The organism is Streptomyces sp. NPDC021093 (genome assembly GCF_044333135.1).
Taxonomy (GTDB): Bacteria; Actinomycetota; Actinomycetes; order Streptomycetales; family Streptomycetaceae; genus Streptomyces.
This window is the reverse complement of record NZ_JBIRQJ010000002.1, coordinates 631,919-658,161: the sequence shown is the minus strand read 5'-3', so window position 1 is coordinate 658,161 and position 26,243 is coordinate 631,919. Positions and strand designations below refer to the sequence as shown.

The window sequence follows — 26,243 nt, the reverse complement described above, 5'->3', positions numbered from 1 at the left end:
GGGAGGGAGCAACCGCACCGCGCTCCCTCCCGGCCCTCCGGCGGGATGTCCTCGAAGACATCAGGGCGTGCGGCGAGGCACCACCGGCGCTCAGGACTTGGTGGTCGTCCAGGCGCTGCAGGTGCTGTCGACGACGTGCTTGTTGCCCCACGTTCCGGCGCAGACCCGGAACTCAAGGACGTATCCCTCGGTGAAGTCCTTGTTCTTGTACCGGTACTTCTGGAAACCGGCGGTGTTCCAGATGGTCCCCTGCCGGATGGTCCCCTGCCGGATGGTCGCCTGGCTCTCGGGGTAGATGCTGCGCCAGGCGACGAGGGCCGAGCGCCCGTCCTCCTTGTGGTCGACGATCTCGAACCAGTCCCCGGTCCTGCGGTAGCAGGCCTTCCCCACGGAGTTGGAGACGCACTTCATCGCAGACGGAACACTCGCGTCCCACGGCGCGTCGTCGGCCTTCTCGACCGAGAAGATGACGGCCGATGCGCTGCTGATCGTGAACAGGGTCGCGGCGGCGACGCCACCGAGGACGGTGGCTATGCGTGCTTTGAGCAAGGCGGTTACTTCCTGCGACGGTGGTTCAGCCGGAACGCTGAGATTGTAGGGCTGCCCGGCTCCGCTCCCCCAGGTGGTCCGCCGAGCCGCCTCCGCCCGGGGCGCCGCCGCAGTCAGCCCGAGTTCGGCGGGTGCTGCGTGTCGAAGGCGAAGAGCGTGTTCTTGGCCGCGGCCACGACCAGCGCGCGCCCGGCGACAGTTGCCCGCGGGCTCGCGCCCTGCTCCCCCGTCAGGCCCTCGGCCTGCGGGTCCGTCGTCCACAAGGGTGCGCCGTCGCGCGGCGACAGCGCGACCACCCGGCCGCTGGCCGAGCTGAAGTACAGCGTCCCGACGCCCGCCACGGGACCCGACGCCCCCTCCACGCTCGTCTGCCGCGACCACTTCTTCCGGCCGGTCGCGGGGTCGAGCGCGGTGACGAGACCGGTCTGCCCGCTCACGTAGACGGTGCCGCCTGCCATGCCGGGCGTCCCCGCGTACGTCTTCGGCAGCCGCGCGTACGAGACCTTCCTGGCCGCCGGGTCGACCCGGGCCACCCCGTCGTAACCGGCCAGCGCCGGTCCGTCCCTGTGCTCCTGAAGGAGTACGAGCCTGCCGTCGGCGACGCCCATCGGCACGGCGGGCCCCTTGACCACGAGGGGCCTGCCCAGTGCCCCCGAGGCGCGGTCGACCGTGTACAGGGCGGGGTGGCGCACCTCCAGTTCGTCCACCTCCGCGCGCGGCGCGCACATCGCGTAGAGCTTCGCGCCCGCCGGAACGGGAGCGCACTGCGCCGCTGCGGGGAACGGCGTCCTCCAGGCAACCTTGCCGCTGTGCGCGTCCCGGGCCTCGAAACGGGAGTTCGACGCGTCGACCGTCACGACGGCGGAGCCGACCACCACGGCGTCCAACGACCGCCCCGTGACGGCCTTGGACTGGGCGCCGGACGGCACGGACCACAGCTCCCGGCCCTTGTCCGCGTCGACGGCCACCACCTCACCGGCAGGACCCTGCGGGGTGTCCTGGCCGGCGAAGCGGTAACCGAGCACCGTGTCGGCGGTGGCGCCCACCAGGTGCATGCCCTGGACGGGGACGCCCGGACTCTTCGCCGTCCACACCCGCGAACCGTCGGAGGCCCTGATCCGGGTCGCGACGACTCCGCCGCCCCCGCAGAACAGCGCGTCGTCGCGCGCGACGCAGCGCAGCTCGTCGGGGATGTCCTCGCGGCCGCCCGGTACGGTCTTGCGCCACGGCCCGAAGCCGTCCGGAAGTGCGGCACCCGAGACGGCGACGCTGTTTCCCCCGTCCCCGCCGCCGCTCCCTTCCGAGCCGCTGCCCGGCCCGCCCCAGCCGCCGGCCGTCACCGCGGCGATCCCGCCGCCGATCGCCGCCACGGCGACCGCGGCCGCCAGCACGGAACGCCACCGGCGGCGCGGACGGCGGCCGTCGGGAGTGCTGGTGCTTCCCGCATCGGGACCGGCCGGGGCGGTGACCGGGACGGTGACCGGGCCGGTGGCCAGGGCGGCGGCCGGGGTGAACGGCGGCGGAGTGGCCGGTGTGTCGAGGTGATGCTGGGTGTGCGTGTCCCGGGTGCGGCCCGGGGCGGCCCGGTCCCCCTCGATCCCGCCGAGGTCGGCCGGCAGGTCCCGCAGCAGTACGAGGAGCTCGTCCGCCGACGGGCGCCCCTCGGGCTCCTTCTCCAGGCACGGCTCGACGACCGCCCGCAGGGCCGCCGGTACGGAATCCAGCGTCGGCGGCTCGTGCACCACCTGATACGCCGTCATGTACGGGCTGTCCGCGTCGAAGGGCCCCTGCCCGGTCGCCGCGTAGACCAGCAGGGTCCCCAGCGAGAAGACGTCCGACCGCGGCCCCACACCACGCGGCGCCTGCAGCTGCTCGGGCGACATGAAGGGCGGCGTGCCGATGACCCGCCCCGTCATCGTCAGCGTCTGCTGGTCCGCCGCGCGCGAGATGCCGAAGTCGATGACGCGCGGACCCTCGGGCGAGAGCACGACGTTCGAGGGCTTGAGGTCACGGTGGATGACGCCCGCCCGGTGGATGTCGCGCAGCGCCTCCGTCAGGCCGATGGCGAGCGTACGGAGTTCCGTGCCGGTCAGCGGGCCCTTCGCCGCGATGTGCTGGGCGAGCGTGTGCCCCTCGATATAGGTCGTCGCCATCCACGGCTGCTCGGCGTCCGGGGCCGCGTCGACCACGGCAGCGGTGAACGCGCCGCTCACCCGCCGGGCCGCCGCCACCTCCTGCCGGAAGCGGATGCGGAACTCGTCGTCCCCCGCGAACTGCTGGTGGATCAGTTTGATCGCGACGGGGCGCCCCGAGTCCGTACGGGCCAGAAAGACGGTGCCCATGCCGCCCGAGCCGAGCCGTGCCTCCAGCGGATAGCCGCCGATCTCGGCTGGGTCCCCTCCGCGCAGCGACACTCTTCCCGACCTTCCGTCCCCCGTGCGCCTCTGACACCACGGGCCTGCATACCTGGTTCCTTCCCCAAACTAGCCGCCGGGCTGTGGACCACGGCAAGCCGGGGGACGACAGGACACTCCCCGCCCACACCACTCACAACTCCTCGGGGCCCAAGTAAAGGGAATGTGAAGGGCGACGTAGCATGTGGGCGACTATTTCTGGTTTTCATGAGCAAGTGGGGGAATCACATGAAGTTCACGCGTATATCAACGCTTGTTGCGTCCGCGGCCATTGCGCCTGCCGTCCTGTTCGCCTCTCCGGTGCACGCCGCTGACGCCAAGTCGTCTGCCGTCTCCGCACCGGACGCCGGGTCGAAGACCCCCGCGCAGCAGGAGGAGAGCGACCGGATCGAGATCCTGCGGCTGATGGCGGCCAAGGACGCGGGGCGGGGGCTGAAGGAGGCGGGGAGCCAGGCGATCGACGAGGGTCCGGCCGCCATGCGGAAGTTCCTGGAAGTGGGCCAGCACCAGGCCCGCATCGTCGACAACCGGGTGCGGGCCGTCCAGATCACCAGCGTCGGGGGGCCCGGTGTGAAGGAGGCCGCCAAGAAGGCGCTCATGGGTACGCCCGAGGACGTCCAGGCCTTCCTCGACAAGGGCCAGCACGAAGCCCGCATCGTCGACAACCGGGTGCGGGTCGGCCAGCTCATGAGTGTGGGTGGCCCCCGTGTGAAGGAGGCCGGCAAGAAGGCCCTCATGGGGACGCCCGAAGACGTCCAGGCGTTCCTCGACAAGGGCCAGCACGAGGCCCGCAAGCAGGACGAGGCCGATGCCGCGGGCTCGAAGGACAAGGACGGCTCGAAGGACACGGGCAAGGACGCAGGCAAGGACAAGCCCGCGCCCGACACCTCCAAGGAGGCCGACAAGGACGCTGACAAGGGCACCGGCGCCGGCACCGGCACCGGCACTGCCGACGACAAGGGCAAGCCCGCGCCCGACGCGTCCGAGGGCGGCGACCGGGGCGCCGTCTCCGGCACCGGCGACACGGCCGGCAAGCCGGTGACCGCCGCCGACAAGAACTCCCCGGCATCCGCCGCCGACGACACGTCCCTCGCCACGACCGGCGCCGGTTCCGCGCTGCCGTGGGCCGCGGGCGGCACCGCGGTCGCGCTTGCCGCAGGCACGGGCCTGCTCGTGGCCTCGCGTCGGCGCCGCTCCGCCCAGGGCTGAGCCGGCCGTTCCGCGCAAGGCGCGGACGGGGGACTGCGCGCCGCCACTGACCGGGCGCGCAGTCCCCCACGCCCCTCCACCGGGGCGCGGGACCTACGAGTCCAGGTTCACCCAGAGGTGGTAGTTGCTGGTGGTGCTGCTCTTCTTGCAGTACCAGTCGGAGTAGACCGAAGCCCGCCCGTCCGCTTCGCATGCGCTCTTGGTGCGGTAAGTACCCACGTCGGTGTACTTGCGGGGCGCCGCCGCGTCGGCCGCGAGACCGTCCACCGCGACGGCCGATGCCGTGCTGGTCCAGGAGGGCGCGGGGGCCGCCTGTGCGGCGGCGACCGGACCGGCGGCCAGCAGAGCGGCTCCCGCCGCGAGACCGGCGAACCATGTACGAGTACGCATGATGCTCCTTCATGATCGGTGTGTCGGACGAAGACCGGACGAAGTGCCGGACGAATGCGCCAGTGGCCGGGCAAGAACCGAAGCCGACCGGTGCCGACGATGTCCGCACATCCACAGGGCCGACAAGGAGATTCGGCGTTCGTATCTGTTCGGAACAGTGCTCACCGCGTTCCGACCGCACTCGAACAAGGCCGGATTCGGCGCTGACCAGTCACCGTCTCCGGGGCCATGCTGAAGTAATGGGTCAGAAGGGAGATGGCTGTGCCGAGCCACCGGAGGAATCACCACAGCCCGCACAGGCCCGGACTCCTGCCGAGTTCACTGCGGCCCTGCGCGCACTGCGGCTCTGGTCCGGGCTGACCTACCGCCAGATCGAGGGCAAGGCCACCGCGCACGCCGACACGCTCCCGTCCAGCACGATCGCGACCACTCTCGGCCGCGTCACCCTGCCCCGCGAGCAATTCGTCGACGCCTTCACCCGCGCGTGCGGCCTGGGGCACGAAGAAGTACGCGAGTGGCTTGAGGTACGCCGCCGCATCGCCACCGCCCCACCCACATCCACCGCCGCGTCCGCGTCCGAATCCGCGTCCGCATCCGCGTCAACCAGTGATGAGACCGACGACGACGGTCCCGTCGCTCCACCCCCCGGTGCGCCTGCCCCCGTACGCACCCTCCGGTGGCGCCGGGCGGCCGGCCTGCTCGCCGCCGCGGGCATCGGGCTCGCGGGCACACTCGGCGTCAGCAGCCTGCTCCACGAACCGTCCACGCCGGCCGCCCTGCCCGCGATGCCGGTGACCGGGCTCCGCATGCTGGCCGTGGGCAGCTGGGCACAGATCCACCCCGCTCGCACACCCGGGCTGTGCCTCTCCGAGGGCAAGGACCGCACCGGCCGGTACGAGACCGCCGTCGCCGCCCAACGCCCCTGTACGGAAGCCGCTCTGCCGCAGATGTTCCTCGAACCGCTGGGCAAGGACCTCGTACAGATCCAGTGGCATCACCCGAAGTACGGCATCGGCTGCCTCACCGTCCTGCCGAACGGTCCTGGCCGCGATCTGCTCGAACCCCGCGACGACTGCGCCGACGACGACCGGACCCAACAGTTCCGGATCGAGCCCTTCGGCCCGCCTGCCCGAGACCGCTTCCGTATCCGCCCGGTCGTCACCGGCCGCTGTCTGGGGCTGCGCCACCAGGACACCGAGGACGGAGCGGAAGTCGTCCAGGGCCGCTGCTCGGGCGCCACCGACCAGGACTTCCTGATCGAGCTGACCCCACCCCCGCGAACCGCTGCCGGCCGGACCCCTTCGTCACGGTGACGACCCGCCTCCCGGTCACGTACGCGGCCGGGAGGCGGGCGACCGGCTCAGCTGTTGTCGCTCGGGATCAGGAACAGGTGGATCGACTGGTCCTTCGCGCGCAGTCGCTCCCCCGTGCCCTTCTTCGCGCGGTCGGACACGATCACCACGTGGTCGGCCGAGACCCAGGACACGCCCTCCGCGTTCCCGTAGACCGTGCGCCCCTTGCCGTCCGTGGGGAGGCGGTGGACCGTGCCCTCGTCGACCTCCCACTTCTTGGCCGAGATGCGGCCCACCCACAGCGCGGACGACGCCTGCGACAGGACGGCGATCCGTCCGTCGCGCACGGACACGCTGCTGTAGTCCTCGAAGGGCAGCGACTGGGGCAGCCGGATCGTGTCCGTGTGGGCCCAGCCCTTGCCGTCGCGCCGGAAGACCTGGATCCGGCCGCCGCCCGGCGTCCTGCCCTTCTTGCCGCCCTCGCACCGGTTGCCCTCACAGAGGGCGAGGAGGTGTTCCGTGCCCGAGCGCTCCACCCACTCCAGGCCTTCCATGCCCTTGTTGGCGTCCGCCAGGTCGAAGTCCAGGTGCGTCGATCCGACGGAGCGGCCCTTCGCGTCGTACTCGTGCACACGGGCGCGGAAGCCCTTGGGCTTGACCGGTTCGGCCTCGCTCAGCATGAAGTAGTGGTCGTGCAGCGCGTCGTGGGCGAGGTCCTCGTACCCCACGGCCGTCTCAGCCGCCGAACTGCCGGACTTCTTGGGCACGTTGGCCTCGAAGACGCCGTTCTCCGGTGCCTTGGGCGACAGTTCGCTGCTGACCCGGATGAGGGAGCGCAGGTTGTCGCAGACGATCAGGAAGGCGCCGTCGCGGTAGAGGACCCCGCTCGCCTCCAGGCGGGTGCCCGCGCCGTCGCCGATCAGGTCCTGGATCTTGGCTTCCTTGACCAGGCGCAGCTCGCGCACGGCCTCGGCCCCGGACTTGGCCCGGGACTTGGACTCGGTCCTGGTCCTGGACCTGGAGCCGGACTTAAGCTCGGACTTGGACCTGGACTTCGCGGAACTGGACTTCGCGGAAGCGGACTTCGCGGAACCGGACTTCGGCTCGGGACCGGACTTCGCCTGGGCCTTGTCCGACTTCTTGGTTGCGGTCATGAGGGCAGTACCTCCATCGCGCCCGGGAACGTCGCCCCGCTGGCGCCGTTGGGATAGGTCTTGCGCAGCTCGGCGAGCTGCTGGCGTGCGTGGTCGTAGCGCATGCGCGTGTAGTGGAAGATCCCGTACGTGAACTGCGAGCCCCGGCTCAGCTCCCACTGGCGGTACCCGGCGCGGTACACCTCGTCGTTGGTGAACTGCCGCCCGGTGAAGGGCTGTCCGTGCTGGCTCGTGGACTCGCCGTACGCGGCGGACGAGATGAGCTGCCACAGACCGTCGGTCCGTCCGGAGCCCTCGGCGCCGAGCAGCGCGGCGACCCGCTCGGGGCCGAACTCCGAGTCCAGCAGGTACTCCAGGTGGTCGAGGTAGTACTGGCAGAAGTCGTGGTGCCGCAGCAGGTTGGTGAACAGCGGCAGGTGCGACGTCTCGTGCGGGGCGTGCGTGATCCGGCAGTAGTTGCGGGTCATGGCGGGCCAGTCGAGCAGGTCCGTGTACTGCCAGGGCGTCGAGAAGTAGTCGATGCCCGAGCTGTTGTCGTAGTCCCACGGGATGAACGTGAAGTACGGGCGGGCCATGAAGCCGCCCGGGTCGCCGAGCCGGCCCGAGTTGTAGAGGTAGTAGTTCGACGGGGTCGCGAAGTAGTTGTCCCAGCTGCCCAGGAGGACGTTGGCGCCCGCCCAGCGCAGGAAGGCCGGCACGTTCAGGACCTGTTCGACCGCGTCGCGGAAGGCGTCGGTCGCGAACCGGCCCTCACCGCCCGCCAGTCGCACGCCGTTGACGGTACGGACGAGAGTGGCGAGGTCGTCGTAGGTGCTGGTGACGGGGTTCTCCTCGTTCGTCTTCAGGCGGTACGTACGGACGTCCTCCAGGCTGCCCTCGGTGAAGTACTGCCGGCCGCCGTCGGCGCCGGTCGCGGTGGCGCGGTGCTCCAGGGTCGCGCAGCCGACGTCGCCGCAGTACGCCTTGTAGAGGTTGCCCTCGGCGTTCTTGCCGAAGTGGTCCTTCAGGAACTTCTTGTCGACCTGCTCGATGACCGAGAACAGGCCCATGTAGCGGTCGTTGATCGAGAAGGTGGCGTACGTGTGCTGGGCGGCCGGGACGCCCGCGCGCTCCAGGAGCCGCCAGGCGACGGCCTCGCGCATCTGCGACGGGTCGTTGTACATCGCCTTGAGGTTGATCCGCTCCATGCCGTAGAGCCGGTCCTCGCTCTCCCCGACCTCGAAGTCGATCTTCCAGGAGCGCTTGGGGGCGTGGGCGGTCAGGTTGCCGCTGTTGACCATGGAGAACGACGGTGTCGCGAGCAGCGAGTCGTCCGGGGTGCCGCTCCTCGCGAGGGTCAGACGGGCGCCCTGCGGCGCCTCCATGACCTCGTCGGCGGTCAGGACGCCGGGCGGCCAGCCGGTGACTTTGACCTGATACATGTCCTGAGCGAAGAACTCCGTTTTGTTCTCGGCCGAGTCGAGGAGTTCGTCGACGATCCGGCCGACCGCGGTGGGCCGCCCGGCCGCGTCGCGCAGGAGGAGGCTGCCGTCCGCCGGGGTGTCCGGTGTGTCGCCCTGCTCGGCGAGCAGCAGGTCGTACAGGGCGCTGAACTCGGCCTTCGTCCGCAGCGCGGCATCGGCAGGACCCGCCGTCGCGTTGGCCTGCTGGGCAAGCCGCCGCCCCGTGCCAGGCGGCAGCGCGGAGATCGCGACGGCCTGGTTCTTGAACGCGTCCCGGAACGTGCCCTTGCTGATGGTCCTGTCCATCACGGCCTCCCTGGGTGAACCTTCCTCTCTACGCCCGGCGCCACATGACCGCCAGCCCCAAAACCGGCCCTGCGGTCCCCGGCCACCCGGCTCTGCCCGGGGCGGCCACGGCCCGCGGGCTCGCGGTGGTCAGGTGAAGCACTTGGCGCGCAGCTGCGTGCGGGAGGTGACGCCGAGCTTCGGGAACGCCTTGTACAGGTGGTAGCCGACGGTGCGCGGGCTCAGGAAGAGGCGTTCGGCGATCTCTCCGTTGCGCAGCCCCTGCGCGGCGAGCCGGATCACCTGGAGCTCACGGGCGGTCAGCCGGGCGCCCTCGCCCGGCGGCACGGCGGAAGCCCCGGGCTCCTGCGTGGCCCGGTCACCTGCCGCACGCAGCTCGGTGCGCGCGAGCTCCGCCCACGGCACCGCGCCCACCCGGTCCAACTGCGCCTCTGCCTGGTGGAGTTGCTCACAGGCCTGCTTGATCCGGCGGTCGCGGCGCAGCCACTCCCCGTACAGCAGGTGGGTACGGCCCGTCTCGAAGGCCGAGGGGCCGGGGTCGGCGAGGGCGTCCAGGAACAGCTCCTCGGCCGTGTCGCCGTGCGCGAGGAGTGCCTGGCTGCGCAGCCGGGCCGCGCGCGGATACGGGTCGTCCGCTTCGGGGATCCCGCTGCGCCAGTGGGACAGGACCCGGCGGGCGCGCTCGGGTTCCCCGGCCCGGACGCACGCCTCCACGAAGTCGGGCAGCACGGCCCGGCACAGCATGAAGTGCTCCGCCGAGCCGCCCGGCTCACAGACCTCGCCGAGGAGCTGGACGGCCCGGACCAGCTGCCGCCCGGCCAGCGCGTTCAGGCCGAGCGCCCCGTGGGCGAGCGCCACCGCGGAGGAGATCCGGCGGGGAGTGGCGATCTCCAGGCACTCCTGGGCCAGTTCGTGGCAGCGGTCGCTGTCGCCCTGGGCCGCGGCCAGCCAGGCCAGCATGGCCCGCAGGTGGGAGGCGGCGCCCAGCTGGCCGGTCTCCAGGGCGAGAGCGAGTGCCTCGGCGCCGTTGGCGGCGGCCGACGGCCAGGGTCCGGTGACGAGTTGCAGCGCCACGAGGGGCGCCAGGGACATCGGCAGGGAACCGATCGCGTCGTTGCGGCGCAGGGTGTCCACCGCGCGCTGATGTGCCTGGAGCAGCGGTTCGGTGGCGTCGAGGAGATTGGGCAGGTACGTCGGCGGCCACACCCAGGGCCTGGGGTCGGCGGGGGACAGCCAGGTGTCCGGTATGTGCGCTCCGGAGCGGTCGCGGCCCGCCGCGCAGCGGCTGCCGCCGAGCGAGGCCAGATAGCGGAAGTGCGCCGCGAACCGGTCGCGCCCCGCGGTCTCGGCCGCCGGAAGGCGCTCCAGCAGCCCGGCGATCTCCACGAGCCGCGCCGGGTCGCCCGCCACCCACGCCGAGCGGGCCGCCATCACCAGGGACTCGTGGGCGAGTTGGGGGTCGTCCTCCTGGACGAGGCGGGCGCCTTCGAGGAGCGTGCGGCAGGCGACGGCCGGGTCGCTGGAGGCGTGGGTGATCGCGCCGCGCACCCGTACGAGGCGGGCGCGCAGCGCGGGTGTGTCCGCCAGCGGCTCCGCCTGCCTCAGCAGGGCCTCGGCCTGCGCGGTCTCGGCGGCCGTCCAGGCGCACTCCGCGGCGTCGATCAGATGCCGGGCCCGGCGGTGCGGGGTGGAGGACAGGGCGGCGGCGCGGCGCAGCGCCTTGGTTGCGGTGGTGACGCCTCCGGAGCGCCGGCACCGGCCGGCCAGCTCGGCGAGGAGCTCGGCGACGTCGTCGTCGGGGCCGACCGCGGCGGCCGCCAGGTGCCAGACGCGCCGGTCGTCGCCCTCGCCGAGGGACCGGGCCAGGGCGATGTGGGCGGCGCGGCGCTCGGCGAGCGGCGCTCCCTGGTAGACGGCCGAGCGGGCCAGGGGGTGTCGGAAACGTACCCGTTCCTGGTCGAGCGTGGTCAGGCCCAGGGAGGTGGCGACGGACAGGTCGTCCATGGCGCGTTCGGCGTCCTGGGCGGCGCGCAGGATCACCGCGAGGTCGCCTTCGTGCTCGGCGGCGCAGAGCAGCAGGGCGTTGCCGGGCTCGGCGAGCAGGCCCGTGGCGCGGAAGCGGAACAGCCGCTGCAGCCGTTCCGTCAGCGGCAGTTCCTCGGGCAGCGCGGCCAGGCCGCCGAGCTGTTCCGGGCTGAGCGCGGCGGACAGCTCGACCAGGGCGAGCGGGTTGCCGCCCGCCTCGCGCAGCAGCCGCTCGCGCACCTGTGGCGCGGCGTCGGGCCGCAGCCGTGCGAGCAGGGACTGGGCGGCCCACTCCGGCAGCGGGCCGACGCGCAGTTCGGGCACGCCCGGGGCGGGGAAGGGCACCGAGCCGTCGCGTACGGCGAAGACCACGGCGACCCCTTCGGCGTCCAGCCGTCGCGCCACGAACAGCAGCGCCTCGGTGGAGGGGGAGTCCAGCCATTGCGCGTCGTCCACGAGCAGCAGCAGCGGGGCCTTGCGGGACGCCTCGGAGAGGAGGGTGAGCGCGGCCAGGGCGACGAGGAAGCGGTCGGCGGGCGCGGTGTCCATGCCGAAGGCCGAGCGCAGCGCGCCGGACTGCGGCGGTGGCAGGAGGTCGGAGAGGGGGAGCAGGGGGCGCAGGAGTTGGTGGAGGGCGGCGAAGGGCAGTTCGGCCTCGCTCTCCACGCCGACGGCCGAGAGCACCCTGGCGTCCGGTTCGGCCTCCTGTGCCAGGTGCGCCAGGAGTGCGCTCTTGCCGATCCCGGCGGGGCCGCGCAGCACGACCGCGTCGCTCACCCCTCGCCGGATGTCGATGGGGATGCTCGCTAACTCACCCACCTCGCGTTCCCGTCCGACCAGCATGTGTCGTTCCTTTCCCCATGGTCCGTGCGTTACCGGTCTGAACAGTACGCATCCGTCTACCGATGCATTGACTGATCAGTTCGGCTTTAATCCGGCCAGAACTGGCCGTCTTCGCCGGTCGACCGGCATCTGCGATCCCCGTCGCCCGACAGATGCCCGGAACCGGGCGGTCGGCGGAGGGTGGTGCGGACGGAACACCTACGGGGCGGCACCGCACCCGTTGCCGTCCCAACAGGACCGTTCTCACAAGGAATTCACGTCTGGCGTGGGTGGATATATGTCGGTATCTGAAGTTGCTTCGCATCACTCTGCCTCCGAAGGGGAGGTGGCGGACCCCCTGTTCCCCGGCCCGTACGAGGTGGTGGAGGGCCCGCTCGACCCCGCCGACCTCCTCGCGGTCGTCCGCGGGGTCGTCGACGGACACCGGGGGACGCTCGCGCGACCGGAGCTGACGGTGCACGCACCGGACCGGTACACCGTCCTGGCCGACGGCGCCCGCCTCGACATCCGCAGCAGTCCGCTGCCCGACGAGCCACCCGGCACCCTGGACCCCGTGCTGGAGGGGCCGCCGCACTGCCGCATCCTGCTGCTGGCCTCGGGCGGGGTCACGGAGCGGGCCCGTGCCCTGTTCGACGAGCTGACCGAGGCGATCGGGCGGCGGGCCCGCTGCTACACCGAGGCCGAGGCCGCCGCCATCGTGGCGGGCATGCCGCTCCTCGACCGGTACACCAGGCCCGAACCTGCCCTGGACGGCTGGGCGTTGGTGTTCCGCGACCACTACGTGGAGAACAGCGTCGGCTTCCTCCTCGCCATGGAGCGCGCGGGCCTGGACCCGGAGTGGATCTTCGCCCTGTCCAAGGGCGACCGCACGCTGCACCGGGAGCGGGTGCACTCCTGGTTCCTGCACCGCGGCTACGCCAGCGACGTCCTGGACAACTCCGTCATCAACGGCACCGCCGGGGCGGCCGAACAGGCGCGCGCCCGGGCGGTGGACGCCCAGGTCGCCGCGTTCGTCCGGCGGGCACACGCCGCCGGGCGCAAGGTGCTCGTCATCGATGACGGGGGGCTGCTGGCGCAGGGGTACGGCGCGGAGGGCGAGCAGGGCCGTGCCGGTGCGAACGGCCGGGGCGGCGAACACGTCGACGCCGCCATCGAGCTGACCGTCAGCGGACTCAAACGCGTCGCCGCCGCACCCGGCCGCCTCGCCATCCCCGTACTGAACATGGCCCGCTCCCAGCTGAAGTCGAGGCTGGGCTACAACGAGATCGCCGACTCCTGCGTCCGCAGGCTGCGGGCGATCGTACCGGGCCAGAAGTTCATCGGACGGCACGTCCTCCTCATCGGCTACGGCACCCTGGGGGCTCGGGCCGCACGCTCCCTGCGCGCCCTCGGCTGCCGCGTCGCCGTGGTGGACTCCGACATCCTCGCGCTGATCACCGCGGCCGAGGACGGCTTCGACACCCACCGCACGGTCGCCGGGGCGCTCGCCCACCACCGCCCGTTCCTCGTCCTCGGCAGCAGCGGCGGCACCGCCCTCACCGCCGAGGACGTCCCGCTGCTGCCGGACGGCGTCCTGCTCGCCGGGTTCGCCACCAAGGACTTCAGCGTCCTGACCGAGGGCTACCCCGGCGCCCGCGCACAGCCCATCCCCCACGTGGGAGTGCGCTACCGCCTGCCGCACGCGACCACCGTCACCGTCCTCGGCGACGGCCGCTCGCTGAACCTCTTCGAGTACGAGGGCATCGCCAACCGCGGATACGACGCCTACCGCGCCGGCACCCTGCTCGCCGCCCTCGCCCTCTGCCGCGACCCGGACAGCTTCCCGCCGGGCGTCCATCTGGAGCCGGTGGACCGGATCATCGACGAGGCCGGGCTCTTCGACGCCTACTACAGCGCGTACCTGTGCGCGGAGACGGCACCGCTCGGCACCGGAGTTTTCGGCAGCACCGCACCCGGTGAGGACGCCCATGTCCGGTAGGCCGCACGTGTGCGTCATCGGATACGGCGTGGCCGGCCGGCTGCACCACCGGCTTCTGGCCGCCATGGGCATGTCCGTCTCCGTGGTCGATCCCGACGCCCGCACCCGCGGCGCGCTCGCCCCCTCCTGCCCCGGCGCCGCCACCGTCGAAGAGCTGCCCGCCGACCTGCGGGTGGACATCTGGTCGGTGTGCACCCCGACCGCCGCCCACATCGGGGCCGTGGCGGCCGTCCTCGCCCGCGACCCCGATGCCCGCATCCTGGTGGAGAAGCCCGCCTGCCGGTCCTGGGAGGGCCCCGAACTCACCGCTCTGCTCGGTGCGTACGACCGTGCCCGGCTCGTGGTGATGAACCAGTACGCGCACGCCAAGGCCCCCGCGATGCTCCAGGCCGTGCACGCCGAGTTCGCACCGCGCCACCCGGTGACGGCCGTCCGGGTCGCCTTCAGCAAGGACCGGCGCGAGGACATCGCCGCCGGGCGCTTCGTCGACCTCGACTACGGCGTCTTCGGCTACGAATGGCTGCACATGCTCGCCGTGCTGGGCGGCCTGCTGCCCGCCCCGGCCTTCCACCGCTATCTCCAGTCCGACCCCGCCCACGACACGCTGCGCATCGCGCCCGACCCCGAACTGTCCAGTACCGCCGCGCACGACCTGACCACCGTCGGGGTCGGGGCCGACGAAGGCGGCCCTGTCGAGGTCGAGCTGTACTCGACCATCGTCGGCCCCGACGCCCCGCGGGGCGCCCTCGCCCCCCAGTGGGCCCGGCGGCCGGGACCGGCCACCGACAGCAGGCTGCGGCTCGCCCGGGTCGAGGCGGGACCCGTGGAGTTCACCCTGGAGCTGGACCCCGTCTTCCTGCCGGGCGGCACCCCGTTGCCCCGCAACACCCACCGTCTGACCATGGACGGCCCCCGTGGCTACCGCGAGTGGCTGATTCCCGACTCCCCGATGGACAACGCGCTGCGGGCCTCCATCGCGGCCCTCCTCGGCCCCGCGGGCCGCCCCGCACTCGACCTGCGGCCCCTGGACCGCATCGGCCGGCTCGCCCGCGTGGCCCACGACGCCCGCACCCCCTGGACGACGCCTTCCGGCGGCCGGACGTCCGCCGCCCTGCCCACCTGAGCCTCTTTTCCCGACCACGCGACCACGCGACCACGTCAAGCCTTCCTTTTCCCCTGCCGCTATTTCCTGATGAGAGTGAAGCGTCCATGAGCCGGATCTGCCTCGTCATCCCCAGCAACAAATTCGACCAGTACTTCATCCAGCTTCCCCTGGACGCCGTGACGGCCGCGGGCCAGCTGCGCGCCGAGGGCCACACCGTCGCCATCTGGGACCAGCGCCTCCAGGACACCCCCGACGGCGACGAGTTCGACCACCTCGTCTTCTACACGGCGATCGCCGACCGTGCCCAGTGCTACCCGCTGGAACTCGGCCCGGTGCGCGCCGCCGTCGAGCGGGCCACGGCCCTGTTCCCCTCCGCCCGCACCGTCGCGGTCGGCCCGCACGGCACCAACCTGCCCGACTCCACCCGCGCGGAGCTCGGCGTCGACCACATCGCCCCGGGCGAGACGGACTCGGCCACCGTCGGCGCGGTCCGCAGCCTCCTCGCCGGGGCCCGCACCCCGGTCCTCTCCGACACCGCGACCCCGCACAACCTGCTCGACTCGCCCGAGCCCCGCCCCCGGCCGTTCCCCAACCTGTCCCTCGAAGAAATGGCCTTCCCCGCCTACGACTTGGTGCCCACCGCCCGCTACACCGCCGAGGTCATCAACGACGGCCTTCCCCTGCCGGGACCGTGCGGCATGGTCCTCGCCGCCCGTGGCTGCACCTACGGCTGCACCTTCTGCCATCTGCCGTTCGGCACCCGCATGCGCAGGCAGCCGCTCGACCGGGTGGTCGACGAGGTGGCGGCCCAGCAGGCGGCGGGCCTGAATTCCATCTTCTTCCTCGACTACGTCTTCGGCATCAACCGGGCCTTCTACAGCGACCTCTGCTCCCGCCTGGAGGGCCGCGGGGTCGGCTGGTTCGGCCAGACCCGCGCCGAGGTCGTCCTCAAGAACGACGTCTGCGCCTGGGCGCGCGCGGGCTGCCAGGGCATGTGGCTGGGCGCCGAGTCGCCCGCCATCGCCGACACCGGCGTCCACAAGCGGGTCAGCGAGAAGCAGATCACCGAGGCCGTCCACAAGCTGCGCGACGCCGGCATCGTGCCGTTCGCGTTCGTCCTGCTCGGTCTGCCGGACGACCAGGCGTGCAGCTCCGGGCGCCTGGTCGACTGGGCCGCCGGGCTGCCCGCCTGGTTCGGCATCAACCAGCTCTTCCTGCGGCCGGGCACCACCCTGTACGACGAGCTCGCCCCCCAGTACAACGGCGGCTCCCTGCCCACCACCTGGCGCGAGGTCCAGGAGGTCACCCGCCGCTACCGCGCCGCGTACCCCACCGACCTCGACGCGCAGCAGCAGCGGCTCACCGAGCTCCCCAACTACCTGGGCAACGCCATTGCCCCGGTGGCGAGTTGAGGAGGGAAGCGATGACGGACGCCGTACGCTTCGGCATCCTCGGCTGCGGCTCCGTCGGCGGATTCACCGGCCGGCTGCTCACCCGGCCCGACGGCCCACTGCGCGAGCGGGCCCGGCTGGTCGCCGTCGCCGGTCAGAACCTGGCGCGGGCGAAGGCGCTCGGCGCCGAGCTGGACCGTGACGCGCTGACCGTGCCCGAACTCCTCGCCCGCCCCGACATCGACGCCGTCGTCGTGTGCACCCCCAGCGGCACCCACGCCGACATCGGCTGCGCGGCCCTCCGGGCGGGCAAACACGTACTGGTCGAAAAGCCCGTCGAGGTCACTCCGGAGGCCGCCGACCGGCTGATCGCCGCCGCCGCGGAAGCCGGCCGCACCCTCGGAGTGGTCTCCCAGCACCGCTTCGACCCGGCGGCCCTGGCCGTGAAGAGCGCCGTCGACCGTGGTGAACTGGGCCGTATCACCTCCGTGTTGATCGAGGTCCCCCTGTGGCGGGCGGCCGACTACTACGCCTCGGGGAACTGGCGCGGCACCCGCGCCCTGGACGGCGGCGGCGCCCTGATGAACCAGGCCGTGCACGCGGTCGACCTCGCCCAGTGGCTGGTCGGCCCCGTGGTGCGGGCCGCCGCCCACACGGGGCGGCTCGCCCACGACGGCATCGAGGTGGAGGACGTGGCCACCGCCAGCCTGGAGTTCGCGGGCGGCGCGCTCGGCGCGCTGCTCGCCACCACCGCCGCCTATCCCGGGCGCGTCACCCGGGTCGCGGTCAACGGCGACCGCGGCTCGGCCGTCATCGACAACGACGAGCTGGCCTACTTCCACGCGGCCCGCGAGGGCGAACGGGGCGCCGCGTACGGGGCGTACGGCGCGGGCGACCAGTCCGCCGAGCGGCTCCCGCGTCCCGGTCCCGAGCAGGAACGCGACCGCGCGGGGCTCCTCTACGAGCCCCACCGCGACCAGTTCGCCGACTTCTGCGACGCGGTACGCGACGGCCGCGCCCCGGCCGTCGACGGCACCGCGGGCCGCCGGGCCGTGGCCGCGGTGCACGCCGTGTACACCGCGGCCCGAACCGGGCGCACCGTCCGGGTCGACGACGGCGCGGGCACACCGGCACACCACCAGGAGAGGACCCCATGAGCGAGACCCTGCACCACGCGCCCGGCGAGCACGCTCCCGTCCAGGAGCGGAAGGCGGCCCTGGCCGCCCTCTTCGACCGCAGCGCCCCCACGTACGAACGCGTCGGCGTCTCCCACTTCGCACCGATGGGAAGGGACCTGGTGGAGCACGCGGGCATCCGCGCGGGCGAACGGGTCCTGGACGTGGGGTGCGGCACCGGCAGCGTCCTGCTCGCCGCGGCCCGCGCGGCCGGGCCCCGCGGGGCGGTCACCGGCGTCGACCTGTCGGCGGGCATGGTGCGACGGGCGCGGGCGGCCATCGCCGAGGAAGGCCTCACCAACGCCCGCGCGCTGGTCGCCGACGCCGAGCTCACCAACCTGTCGCTCGAACCCGCCGGGGCCGCCGGGGCCACCGGGGCTGCCGGAACTACCGGGGCCACCGGGGCCACCGGGGCCACCGGGGCCGGCATGTACGCCGACACTGCCGAGGCCTTCGGCTCCGACTGTGGCTACTGGGGTCCCTGGCCGCCCGAGTCAGGATCCCTCGACGCGGTGCTCGCCGGGATCTCGATGTTCTTCTTCCCCGACCCGAAGGCCGCTGCCGCCCGCTACCGCCAACTCCTGGGAGCCGAAGGACGGTTGGCACTGTCGTGGTGGGGACGCCAGGACGAGCGCTGGAATCCGGTGTTCGCCGCGAGCGCCCCCTTCGGCGGCGTCTCCTCCCACCGCCTCCCGGAGGACAGCCCCTTCGTGTCGACCGACGCCCTGCACGCCGCGCTGACCGAGGTGGGCTTCGCGGTCGTGGACACCGTGGAAGCCGACTGCGTCACCCGTTTCCGCGGCCCGCACCAGTGGTGGGAGTGGGTGTGGTCGACGGCGGGACGGCAGTTCTGGGAGAGCGTGCACGAGGAGGACATGGCCGCGGCCACCGCCGCCGTCAACGCCGAACTCGCCCGGCTCCAGGCCCCCGACGGCAGCCTGACCAGCACGAACAAGGTCCGCTACACCGTCGCCAGGGTCACGCGATGAAGGGCACCGCCGTGCGCGGCCAGGGGAGCCCGGCGGGTGGCACCGGCACAGCCCCGCACGGGCGAGGCGCCACCGCGCCCGCCGCCCACCCGTTGTTCTCGGCCCCCTGGCTGCGCGAGGCCGAGCGGATCGCGGCCGCACACCGCCCCGACGAGGACACCGCCCTGCGGGTCGGCTTGAACCTGACCGATCCGACGGCGGACGCCCCCCGACAGGTCCTCGTCCTCGCGGACCTGACGGACGGCGCCCTGTCGTTCCGTACCGGAACCTGGGAGCAGCGGCCCACCCTCGTCCTGACGCTCAGTCACGAGGACGCGCTGACACTGCTGTTCGGCGACCCCGAGCAGCGCGTGCGGCTCTTCGAGGACGGGGGGCTGCGCCTGGAGGGCGTATTCCTGTTCATCTTCTTCCTGGACCGGCTGTTGCAGCAGGACCCTTCGGGGGCGGTGGCGAGGCTGCGTGCACTGACCGCCGACGCCCCGCCGTCCACGGATGCCTGGGGCGAGGGAGAGCGGGGCGGGGCCGTAGCGGCCGGCGCACCCGTCCCGGCCGCGCCGCTCAACGTGCCGGAAGCAGAAGCGGAGGCAGCAGCGGAGACGGAGGCGGCACGCGCGGCCGCCGACACGCTGCCGCGCACCATGGCCGCCCTCCGCGCCGAACTCGACCGCTCCTCCCCCGGCGCCCAGCTCTACGTCTCGCACGCGCCCACCGGCACCGCCGTCTCGGCGGCGCTCGGCACGTGCCGTCCCGGGGTGCCCTTCACCCGCCGCTCGCTGCCCATCTGGTACTGCTGCGCCAAGACCCTCGGCGCGGTGGCCGTCGGCCAACTGTGGGAGCGGGGCCTGCTCGATCCGGACGACCGGGTCGTGACCCACCTCCCCTGGTACGCCGGCGAGGGCCGCGAGCACGTCACCCTCCGCCAGCTCCTCACCCACACCTCCGCCGTCCCCATGGGTCTGGACCCGTTGCACGGCATCATGGCCGCGCCCGTGGCACAGCGCCGCGCGCAGCTGCACACGATGACCGTGCCCGCCTCCCCCCTGCCGGGAGCGCGCATCAACTACGCGCCGTGGTGGGCGTGGTTCCTGATCTCGGAGGTCGTACGGGCTGTGGACGGCCGGGACTACGAGCGCTACCTCACCGAGGAGATCCTCGCGCCCTGCGGCATGACCGACACCCGCATCGTCCTCACGCCCGAGGAGTACCGCGCGCACGCGGACCGGCTGCCGCTGATCCACGTCACCGGCGGCGGTCTGCCCGTACAGCCCACCCACTGGTACGCCACCGAAGCAGCCTGCACCCGGCCCATCCCCGGGCTCAACGTCCGCGGCCCGGTGTCCGATCTCGCCCTGTTCTTCGAGGCGTTGAACGCCGGAGGGCAGGGCAGGCACGGGCGGATCCTGCGGCCGCAAACCGTCATGGCGCTCACCGCGCACCACCGGGTCGGCCTGGTCGACCCGTTCGGCAACGCCGACTGGGGGCTCGGCTTCCGCATCGAGTCCCGGCACCTGGGCGAGGAGTGCACGGCCTTCAGCCGGTACGCGTCGCCGCGCACGTTCGGCCACTACGGACTGTGGACCTCGGCGGTGTTCGCCGACCCGGACGCGGGGCTCGTGGTCGCCCTGCACCTCAACGGCAAGACATGGCAGGAAGAGCACCAGGAACGGATGATCACGATCGGTGACGCCGTGTACCGGGACCTCGGACTGGCCCCCGCAAGCACCGCCACCGGAACGGAGAACCCCGCATGACCGCCCAGACGCCTGCCCAGACGCCCACCCACCAGACGCCTGCCCATCAGACGCCTGCCCAGATGACCGCCCGGACCGAACCGGCCGCCGGAGTCGATTCCCCGCACGCCATCATCGATGTCGCCGTCGCCTTCTGGAAGTCCAAGGCCCTGCTGAGCGCGGTGGAACTCGGGATCTTCTCCGAGCTGGCCCACACCCCTTCCACCTGCGCCGAGTTGTGCGAACGGCTCGGCATCGCGGGCCGCGGCGCCGCGGACCTCCTCGACGCCCTGGTCTCCCTCGGCCTCCTCCTTCGGGACGACGGCGTCTACCGCAACGCGCCGGTGGCCGACCTCCACCTCGACCCCCGTAAACCCGCCACCGACATCTCCGGCTACCTGTCCTTCCTCAACGCGGGCTTCGGCTGCTGGGCGGGCATGACCGAAGCGCTGCGCAGCGGCGGCCGGATCGACTTCTCGGCCGCCCTGTCGGCCTCCGTGTCCGAGGACCACGGCGGTGCGGGCGACCCGAAGCTGGTGGGGGCGCGCGCCGCGGACGACACCTTCGGGGAGGCGTACGCGGCACCGGACCAGGTGTCCGGATTCCTGCGGGCGATGACGGGCTACAGCATGGGGGCCAACCAGGCCGTCGGCGAGAAGTTCGACTGGTCGTCGGCGCGCACCGTCGCCGACGTGGGCTGCGCCGAAGGCTCCCTGCTCGCCCAGGTCCTGTCCCGTCACCCGCACTTGGAAGGCATCGGCTTCGACCTTCCGGTGGTCGGCGGCGGGTTCGACGCCCACCTCAAGCAGGTCGGCCTGACCGACCGGGCGCGCTTCGCGGGCGGCGACTTCTTCGCCGATCCACTGCCGACCGCCGACGTACTCGTGATGGGGCACGTCCTGCACGACTGGGACCTGGACACCAAGAAGATGCTGATCGCCAAGGCGTACGAGGCGCTGCCGCCCGGCGGTCGCCTGCTGATCTACGAATCCCTCATCGACGACGACCGGCGCGAGCGCACCACCGGCCTCCTGATCAGCCTCAACGTGTCCACGGTCTCGGTCGGCGGCCGTGGCTACACCGGTGCCGAGTGCGGGGAATGGATGCGCGCAACCGGCTTCACGGAGGTGAAGGTCAGCCACCTGGACGGACCGGAACACCTCGTCGTGGGCGTGAAGCCGGACGTGAAGTGACGTGTGCACCGTAACCGGCGGCCAGCCACCCACCCGGCCGAACGAAACCGCGGGCACCCCCACGCCAATCGCCCCGCAGCCCGCTCCCCAGCCCGGTGCCCGGCCCACCCCGCAGCCCGGTCCTCAGCCCGCTGCCCAGCCCGCTCCGCAGCTCGGTCCGCAGCCCGGCCCCCTCCCCGGGTTCCTGCCGTCGTCCGGCGGGCTCCCCGATGTGGTGCGGATCCAGGCGCCCACCGGGGACCGGCTGTGGCTCGTCACCCGTTTCGGCCTCGGCCGCGCCGTGCTGACCGACGACCGGTTCAGCCGTGCGGCCGCGGTCGTCGCCACCGCCCCCGCCGCACACCCGATGCGCCCCGACCCCGACGCGCTCACCAGCCTCGACGCGCCCGCCCACACCAGGCTGCGCCGGCTGGTCAACCGGGCGTTCACCCCGGCCGCAGTCGCCGCCCACGAGGACGGCATCCGGAGCGACGCCCGCGCCCTCCTCGCCGGACGCGAACGCTTCGACCTGGTGCGGGAGTTCGCCATGCCGCTGGCAGCGGCCACCATCTGCCGGGTGCTCGGGGTGCCCCCGGCGGAACGCGGCCGCTTCACCGCCCTCGCCGACCGGGCCCTCGGCCTCGCCGCACCGGAGGCCGGTGGGCCACCGGACGTCCCCGCCGCCCAGCGGGAGCTGCGCCGGTACTTCGCGGCGCTGGTCGCCCAGGCGCGCCGCGCGCCGGGACCCCATCTGCTCGGCGCCCTCGTCCGGGCCCGGGACGACGGCGCCGCGCTGAGCGAGCCCGAACTGACCTCCCTGGTCGAGCTCCTCCTCAACGCGGGCTACGAGACCACCACGGGCCAGCTCGCCCTCTCGGTCCTGCTTCTCCTCCAGAACCCGCGGGAGTGGCAGTACCTGACCCGGCATCGTGAGGCGGTCCCGGGCGCCGTGGAGGAACTGCTGCGGTACGCGCCCGTCGTGCCCATCAGCTTCACCCGCGTGGCCAGGCAGGACGTGAACCTCGCCGGGGCAACGGTGCGCGCGGGCGAAGCCGTCCTGGTCTCTCTGCTGCACGCCAACTTCGATCCCGACGCCAACACCGCTCCCGACCAGCTGTCCGTACGGCGCGCTTCCGCCCGCCACCTCACCCTGGGCCACGGCGCACACGTCTGTCTGGGCGCCCAGCTGGCCAGGATCCAGCTCACGGTGGCCATCGAGGAGCTGACCCGCACCGCACCCGATCTCCGCCTGGACACCGACGCCGGCGCTGACACCGACGCCGACGTCCTGGACTGGCGTCCCCCCGAGGTCATCGTCCGCGGCCCGACGTCCCTTCCGGTACGCCGGGCCGCTCCGTAGGCTCGGTTCAGGTACGGGGAGGCCGCTCCGCAGGCTCAGTTCAGGTACTGGGAGATCGAGCGGGCGAGGTACGCCCCGTGCCCCGCCCGCCCCTTGAACTCGCCCTGGTCGACGATCACTTCGCCCCGGGACAGCACCGTCTCCACCCGCCCGGTGATCCTCCGACCCTCGTACGCCGAGTAGTCGACGGCCATGTGGTGCGTGGCCGCCGAGACGACCTGCTCGGCGGCGGGGTCGTAGACGACGATGTCGGCGTCCGCGCCCGGCGCGATCGTGCCCTTCTGCCCGTACAGGCCGAACATCCGGGCCGGCGTCGCGCACGCGATCTCGATCCAGCGACGGCGGCTGATGTGTCCGTCGACGACGGCCTGGTGGAGGAGGTCCATGCGGTTCTCCACCCCGGGCAGCCCGTTGGGAATCTTCGAGAAGTCCCCGCGGCCCAGCTCCTTCTGCCCCGAGAAGCAGAACGGGCAGTGGTCCGTGGACACCACCTGAAGGTCGTTCGTACGCAACCCCCGCCAGAGCGCCGCCTGGTGCTCCTTCGGCCGCAGCGGCGTCGAGCAGACGTACTTCGCACCCTCGAAGTCCGGCTCGGCGAGGTTGTCGGTGGACAGGAACAAGTACTGCGGACACGTCTCGCCGAAGACGGGCAGCCCCTTGTCCCGGGCCGACACGATCTCCGCGAGGGCCTCCTGCGCCGACACGTGCACGACGTACAGCGGAGCGCCGGCGACCCGGGCGAGCTGAATGGCACGGTGCGTCGCCTCCGACTCCAGGAGCGCCTTGCGCACCTCGCCGTGGACGCGCGGATCGGTCCGCCCCCCGGCGAGCGCCTGCTCGACGAGGACGTCGATCGCGATGCCGTTCTCGGCGTGCATCATGATCATTCCGCCGTTGCCGGATGCCTGCTGCATGGCGCGCAGGATCTGGCCGTCGTCGCTGTAGAAGACGCCCGGATAGGCCATGAAGAGCTTGAAGGACGTAATGCCCTCCCCCACCAGCCGGTCCATCTCCCGCAGCGTCTTCGGATTCACGTCGGAGAGGATCATGTGGAAGGCGTAGTCGATCGCGCACTTCCCGTCGGCCTTCGCGTGCCACGCGTCCAGGCCCTCGCGCAGGCTGTGGCCCGGGGACTGGATCGCGAAGTCGACGATGGTGGTGGTGCCGCCCCAGGCGGCCGCCCTGGTCCCGGACTCGAAGGAGTCGGCGGCGAAGGTGCCGCCGAAGGGCATCTCCATGTGCGTGTGGGCGTCGACGCCGCCCGGGATGACGTACTTGCCCGATGCTTCGATCGTCGTGTCGGCGGTCCAGCCGTCGGCGGTGCTGGAGCCGTGCGCGGCGAGGGCGACGACGCGGCCGCCCTCGACGAGCACGTCGGCGTGGGTCTCGTCGGATGCGGTGATGACGAGACCGCCCCGGATCAGGGTGCGTGTGGTGCTGCTCATGGGGTCGAGGCCTCCCGATCAGACGCTGTGCAGGGCTCGTTCGAGGACGGCGGCGCCTTCTTCCGCCTCCGCGACCGTCAGGGAGAGAGGCGGGGCGATGCGCAGCACGCTCGTGTTGTGGCCGCCGCCCTTGCCCACGAGCAGGCCGCCTTCGCGGGCGGCCTCCTGGACGGCGGTGGCCGCTTCGGGCCAGGCCTGGTCGGTCCCGGGGCGGACGATTTCGATGCCGGCCATGAGGCCGCGGCCGCGTACTTCCCGTACGCAGGGGACGGTGGCGGCGATCGCGCGCAGGCGTTCCAGGAGGAGGCCGCCGACCCGGCGGGCATTGCCCTGGAGGTCGTGTTCGAGGAGGTACGAGAGGTTGGCGAGGCCGGCGGCCATGGTGACCGGGGAGCCGCCGAAGGTGGAGATGGAGCCGGAGTCGAGGCAGTTCATGACGTCGGCGCGGGCGACGACGCCGCCGATCGACATGCCGTTGCCGATGCCCTTGGCGAAGGTCAGGATGTCCGGCGGGCCGTTCTCGGCGTGCGCCTGCCAGCCCCAGAAGTGGTCGCCGGTGCGCCCCCAGCCGGTCTGCACCTCGTCGGCGATCCACAGGATGCCGTGCCGGGAGAGGACTTCGCGGAAGGCCGCGTACAGGCCGTCCGGCGGGGAGGTGAAACCGCCCACGCCCTGCACCGGCTCGGCGATGAGCGCGGCCACCTGGCCCCTGGTCTGCCCGAGTACGTCTTCGAGGTCGGCGACGCACGCCTCGATGAACTGGGCGTCGGAGAGGTGCGCGTACGGGCCGCGGAACCGCACGCCGCCGTGCACGTAGAGGGTCTGGAGCGGGGAGAGGCTGGTCGGGGACCAGTTGCGGTTGCCGGTGAGGGCCACCGTGGAGAAGGAGCGGCCGTGGTAGCTGTTGCGCATCGCCAGGATCTGGTTCGAGCGGCGGTACGTCGTCGCCAGCATCAGCGCGGTGTCGTTGGCCTCCGTGCCCGAGGTGGTGAAGAAGACGCGGGCGTCGGGGATGCCGGAGAGGTGGGCGACCCGCTCCGCCAGGTCGACCATGGGGCGGTTGAGGTAGAGGGTCGAGGAGTGGACCAGTCGGGCCGCCTGTTCGGAGACCGCCTTGGTGACCTCGGGCAGTGCGTGCGCGGTCATCGTGGTGAGGATGCCGCCGAAGAAGTCCAGGTACTTGCGCCCCTGGGAGTCGAAGACGTGGCGGCCCTCGCCGTGGGTGAGCTCGATGGGGTCCTGGTAGTAGAGCGCGAGCCACTCGGGCAGGACGGCCCGGTGGCGGGAGTACAGGTCGGTCACGGCTGAACCAGTCCTTCGTACGCGTCGGGGCGGCGGTCTCGGTAGAACGCCCACTGGTGGCGGACTTCCTCGATGAGGCCGAGGTCCAGGTCCCGGACCAGGAGTTCCTCCTGCTTGTCACCGGCCGTCTCGCCGACGAACTGGCCGCGCGGGTCAACGAAGTAGCTGGTGCCGTAGAAGTCGTTGTCGCCGTACTCCTCCTGGCCGACGCGGTTGATCGCGGCGACGAAGTACTCGTTGGCGACGGCCGCGGCGGGCTGTTCCAGCTGCCAGAGGTGGGCGGAGAGGCCGCGGGAGGTGGCGGAGGGGTTGTAGACGATCTGGGCGCCGTTCAGGCCCAACTGCCGCCAGCCTTCCGGGAAGTGGCGGTCGTAGCAGATGTAGACGCCGACCTTGCCGACCGCCGTCTCGAAGACCGGCCAGCCCGCGTTTCCCGGTTTGAAGTAGTACTTCTCCCAGAAGCCCTTGACCTGGGGGATGTGGTGCTTTCGGTACTTGCCGAGGTAGCTGCCGTCGGCGTCGATCACGGCGGCGGTGTTGTAGTAGAAGCCGGACTGCTCGCGCTCGAAGACCGGGACCACGATCACCATGCCGGTCTCGCGGGCGAGGTCCTGCATGCGGCGCACGGTCGGGCCCTCGGGGACCGCCTCGGCCCAGCGGTAGTGCTCGGCCTCCTGCACCTGGCAGAAGTAGGGGGCGTTGAAGACCTCCTGGAAACCGATGATCTTCGCGCCCTGCCGGGCGGCCTCCCGGGCGTGTTCCTCATGCTTGGCGATCATGGATTCGGTGTCGCCCGTCCAGGTGGCCTGGACCAGGGCGGCGCGTACGACGTTGGCCATGACTCGTCTCCGTTCAGCCGGGTTCCCTTCCGTCCGACAGGACGTCAGAGACCTTCTACGCCCGTAGAGTTGGGACGTGGATGCTTGAACGTAAGCCGCGCCGGAGAGCGGGGCAAGACCATCGTCGCGAACC

Annotated in this window: 19 protein-coding genes; 10 read left to right on the top strand and 9 right to left on the bottom strand. The window is 72.3% G+C overall.

The window, feature by feature from the left end; all coding sequences use genetic code 11:
- Window positions 1-90 precede the first annotated feature (90 nt).
- Window positions 91-549 (bottom strand): hypothetical protein, encoded by a 459-nt coding sequence (locus tag ACH4SP_RS07920; RefSeq protein WP_398411149.1) that lies wholly within the window; start codon window positions 547-549, stop codon window positions 91-93.
- A gap of 113 nt (window positions 550-662) precedes the next feature.
- Window positions 663-2,963 (bottom strand): serine/threonine-protein kinase, encoded by a 2,301-nt coding sequence (locus tag ACH4SP_RS07915; RefSeq protein ID WP_398411146.1) that lies wholly within the window; start codon window positions 2,961-2,963, stop codon window positions 663-665.
- A 300-nt stretch (window positions 2,964-3,263) separates the two neighbouring features.
- Between ACH4SP_RS07915 and ACH4SP_RS07910 the strand changes: the two genes are divergently transcribed.
- Entirely contained in the window at window positions 3,264-4,172 is a 909-nt protein-coding gene (locus ACH4SP_RS07910) for a hypothetical protein (protein WP_398411144.1), read from the top strand.
- A 93-nt stretch (window positions 4,173-4,265) separates the two neighbouring features.
- Here ACH4SP_RS07910 and ACH4SP_RS07905 read toward each other — a convergent pair whose 3' ends face one another.
- A complete protein-coding gene (locus tag ACH4SP_RS07905) occupies window positions 4,266-4,562 on the bottom strand; it encodes a hypothetical protein (protein WP_398411142.1) in 297 nt (98 codons plus the stop codon).
- A gap of 239 nt (window positions 4,563-4,801) precedes the next feature.
- Between ACH4SP_RS07905 and ACH4SP_RS07900 the strand changes: the two genes are divergently transcribed.
- Window positions 4,802-5,875 (top strand): helix-turn-helix domain-containing protein, encoded by a 1,074-nt coding sequence (locus ACH4SP_RS07900; protein ID WP_398411140.1) that lies wholly within the window; start codon window positions 4,802-4,804, stop codon window positions 5,873-5,875.
- Window positions 5,876-5,922: 47 nt separating this feature from the next.
- Here ACH4SP_RS07900 and ACH4SP_RS07895 read toward each other — a convergent pair whose 3' ends face one another.
- From ACH4SP_RS07895 to ACH4SP_RS07885, 3 genes are all read right to left on the bottom strand, one after another.
- Window positions 5,923-7,008, bottom strand: coding sequence for a hypothetical protein (locus ACH4SP_RS07895; RefSeq protein WP_398411137.1), 1,086 nt, complete (start codon window positions 7,006-7,008; stop codon window positions 5,923-5,925).
- Window positions 7,005-8,756 (bottom strand): CotH kinase family protein, encoded by a 1,752-nt coding sequence (locus tag ACH4SP_RS07890; RefSeq protein ID WP_398411135.1) that lies wholly within the window; start codon window positions 8,754-8,756, stop codon window positions 7,005-7,007. The genes ACH4SP_RS07895 and ACH4SP_RS07890 overlap by 4 nt, the downstream gene beginning before the upstream one ends.
- A gap of 129 nt (window positions 8,757-8,885) precedes the next feature.
- Window positions 8,886-11,624, bottom strand: coding sequence for a helix-turn-helix transcriptional regulator (locus ACH4SP_RS07885; protein ID WP_398411134.1), 2,739 nt, complete (start codon window positions 11,622-11,624; stop codon window positions 8,886-8,888).
- A gap of 325 nt (window positions 11,625-11,949) precedes the next feature.
- Between ACH4SP_RS07885 and ACH4SP_RS07880 the strand changes: the two genes are divergently transcribed.
- The 8 genes from ACH4SP_RS07880 (at window position 11,950) to ACH4SP_RS07845 (ending at window position 22,524) form a co-directional block, all read left to right on the top strand.
- The gene (locus ACH4SP_RS07880) at window positions 11,950-13,602 is read left to right on the top strand and encodes a hypothetical protein (protein ID WP_398411132.1); all 1,653 of its coding nucleotides are present in this window, start codon (window positions 11,950-11,952) and stop codon (window positions 13,600-13,602) included.
- Entirely contained in the window at window positions 13,592-14,725 is a 1,134-nt protein-coding gene (locus ACH4SP_RS07875) for a Gfo/Idh/MocA family oxidoreductase (RefSeq protein WP_398411131.1), read from the top strand. The genes ACH4SP_RS07880 and ACH4SP_RS07875 overlap by 11 nt, the downstream gene beginning before the upstream one ends.
- Window positions 14,726-14,811: 86 nt before the next feature.
- Complete coding sequence (locus tag ACH4SP_RS07870; protein WP_398411130.1) at window positions 14,812-16,119, top strand: B12-binding domain-containing radical SAM protein; 1,308 nt, start codon at window positions 14,812-14,814, stop codon at window positions 16,117-16,119.
- 11 nt (window positions 16,120-16,130) lie between these two features.
- On the top strand, window positions 16,131-17,255 hold the full coding sequence (locus tag ACH4SP_RS07865; protein ID WP_398411126.1) for a Gfo/Idh/MocA family protein: 1,125 nt from the start codon (window positions 16,131-16,133) through the stop codon (window positions 17,253-17,255).
- Window positions 17,252-18,262: a class I SAM-dependent methyltransferase gene (locus ACH4SP_RS07860; protein ID WP_398411123.1), complete on the top strand. Its 1,011-nt coding sequence runs from the start codon at window positions 17,252-17,254 to the stop codon at window positions 18,260-18,262. Before ACH4SP_RS07865 ends, ACH4SP_RS07860 begins: the two co-directional genes overlap by 4 nt.
- Complete coding sequence (locus ACH4SP_RS07855) at window positions 18,259-20,013, top strand: serine hydrolase domain-containing protein (RefSeq protein WP_398411120.1); 1,755 nt, start codon at window positions 18,259-18,261, stop codon at window positions 20,011-20,013. The genes ACH4SP_RS07860 and ACH4SP_RS07855 overlap by 4 nt, the downstream gene beginning before the upstream one ends.
- Window positions 20,010-21,185 (top strand): methyltransferase, encoded by a 1,176-nt coding sequence (locus tag ACH4SP_RS07850; RefSeq protein WP_398411116.1) that lies wholly within the window; start codon window positions 20,010-20,012, stop codon window positions 21,183-21,185. The genes ACH4SP_RS07855 and ACH4SP_RS07850 overlap by 4 nt, the downstream gene beginning before the upstream one ends.
- 1 nt (window position 21,186) lies before the next feature.
- Window positions 21,187-22,524, top strand: coding sequence for a cytochrome P450 (locus tag ACH4SP_RS07845; protein ID WP_398411114.1), 1,338 nt, complete (start codon window positions 21,187-21,189; stop codon window positions 22,522-22,524).
- Between the two features lie 35 nt (window positions 22,525-22,559).
- Here the strand turns inward: ACH4SP_RS07845 and hydA are convergent, their stop codons facing one another.
- From hydA to ACH4SP_RS07830, 3 genes are read right to left on the bottom strand one after another with little or no spacing between them, the layout of a single operon-like run.
- Window positions 22,560-23,969: a dihydropyrimidinase gene (gene hydA / locus ACH4SP_RS07840; protein WP_398411109.1), complete on the bottom strand. Its 1,410-nt coding sequence runs from the start codon at window positions 23,967-23,969 to the stop codon at window positions 22,560-22,562.
- 18 nt (window positions 23,970-23,987) lie between these two features.
- The gene (locus ACH4SP_RS07835) at window positions 23,988-25,271 is read right to left on the bottom strand and encodes an aspartate aminotransferase family protein (protein ID WP_398411106.1); all 1,284 of its coding nucleotides are present in this window, start codon (window positions 25,269-25,271) and stop codon (window positions 23,988-23,990) included.
- Window positions 25,268-26,110 carry a nitrilase-related carbon-nitrogen hydrolase gene (locus tag ACH4SP_RS07830; protein WP_398411104.1) on the bottom strand — a complete coding sequence of 281 codons (843 nt, stop codon included), beginning with the start codon at window positions 26,108-26,110 and terminating at the stop codon, window positions 25,268-25,270. Before ACH4SP_RS07830 ends, ACH4SP_RS07835 begins: the two co-directional genes overlap by 4 nt.
- Window positions 26,111-26,243: the final 133 nt, after the last annotated feature.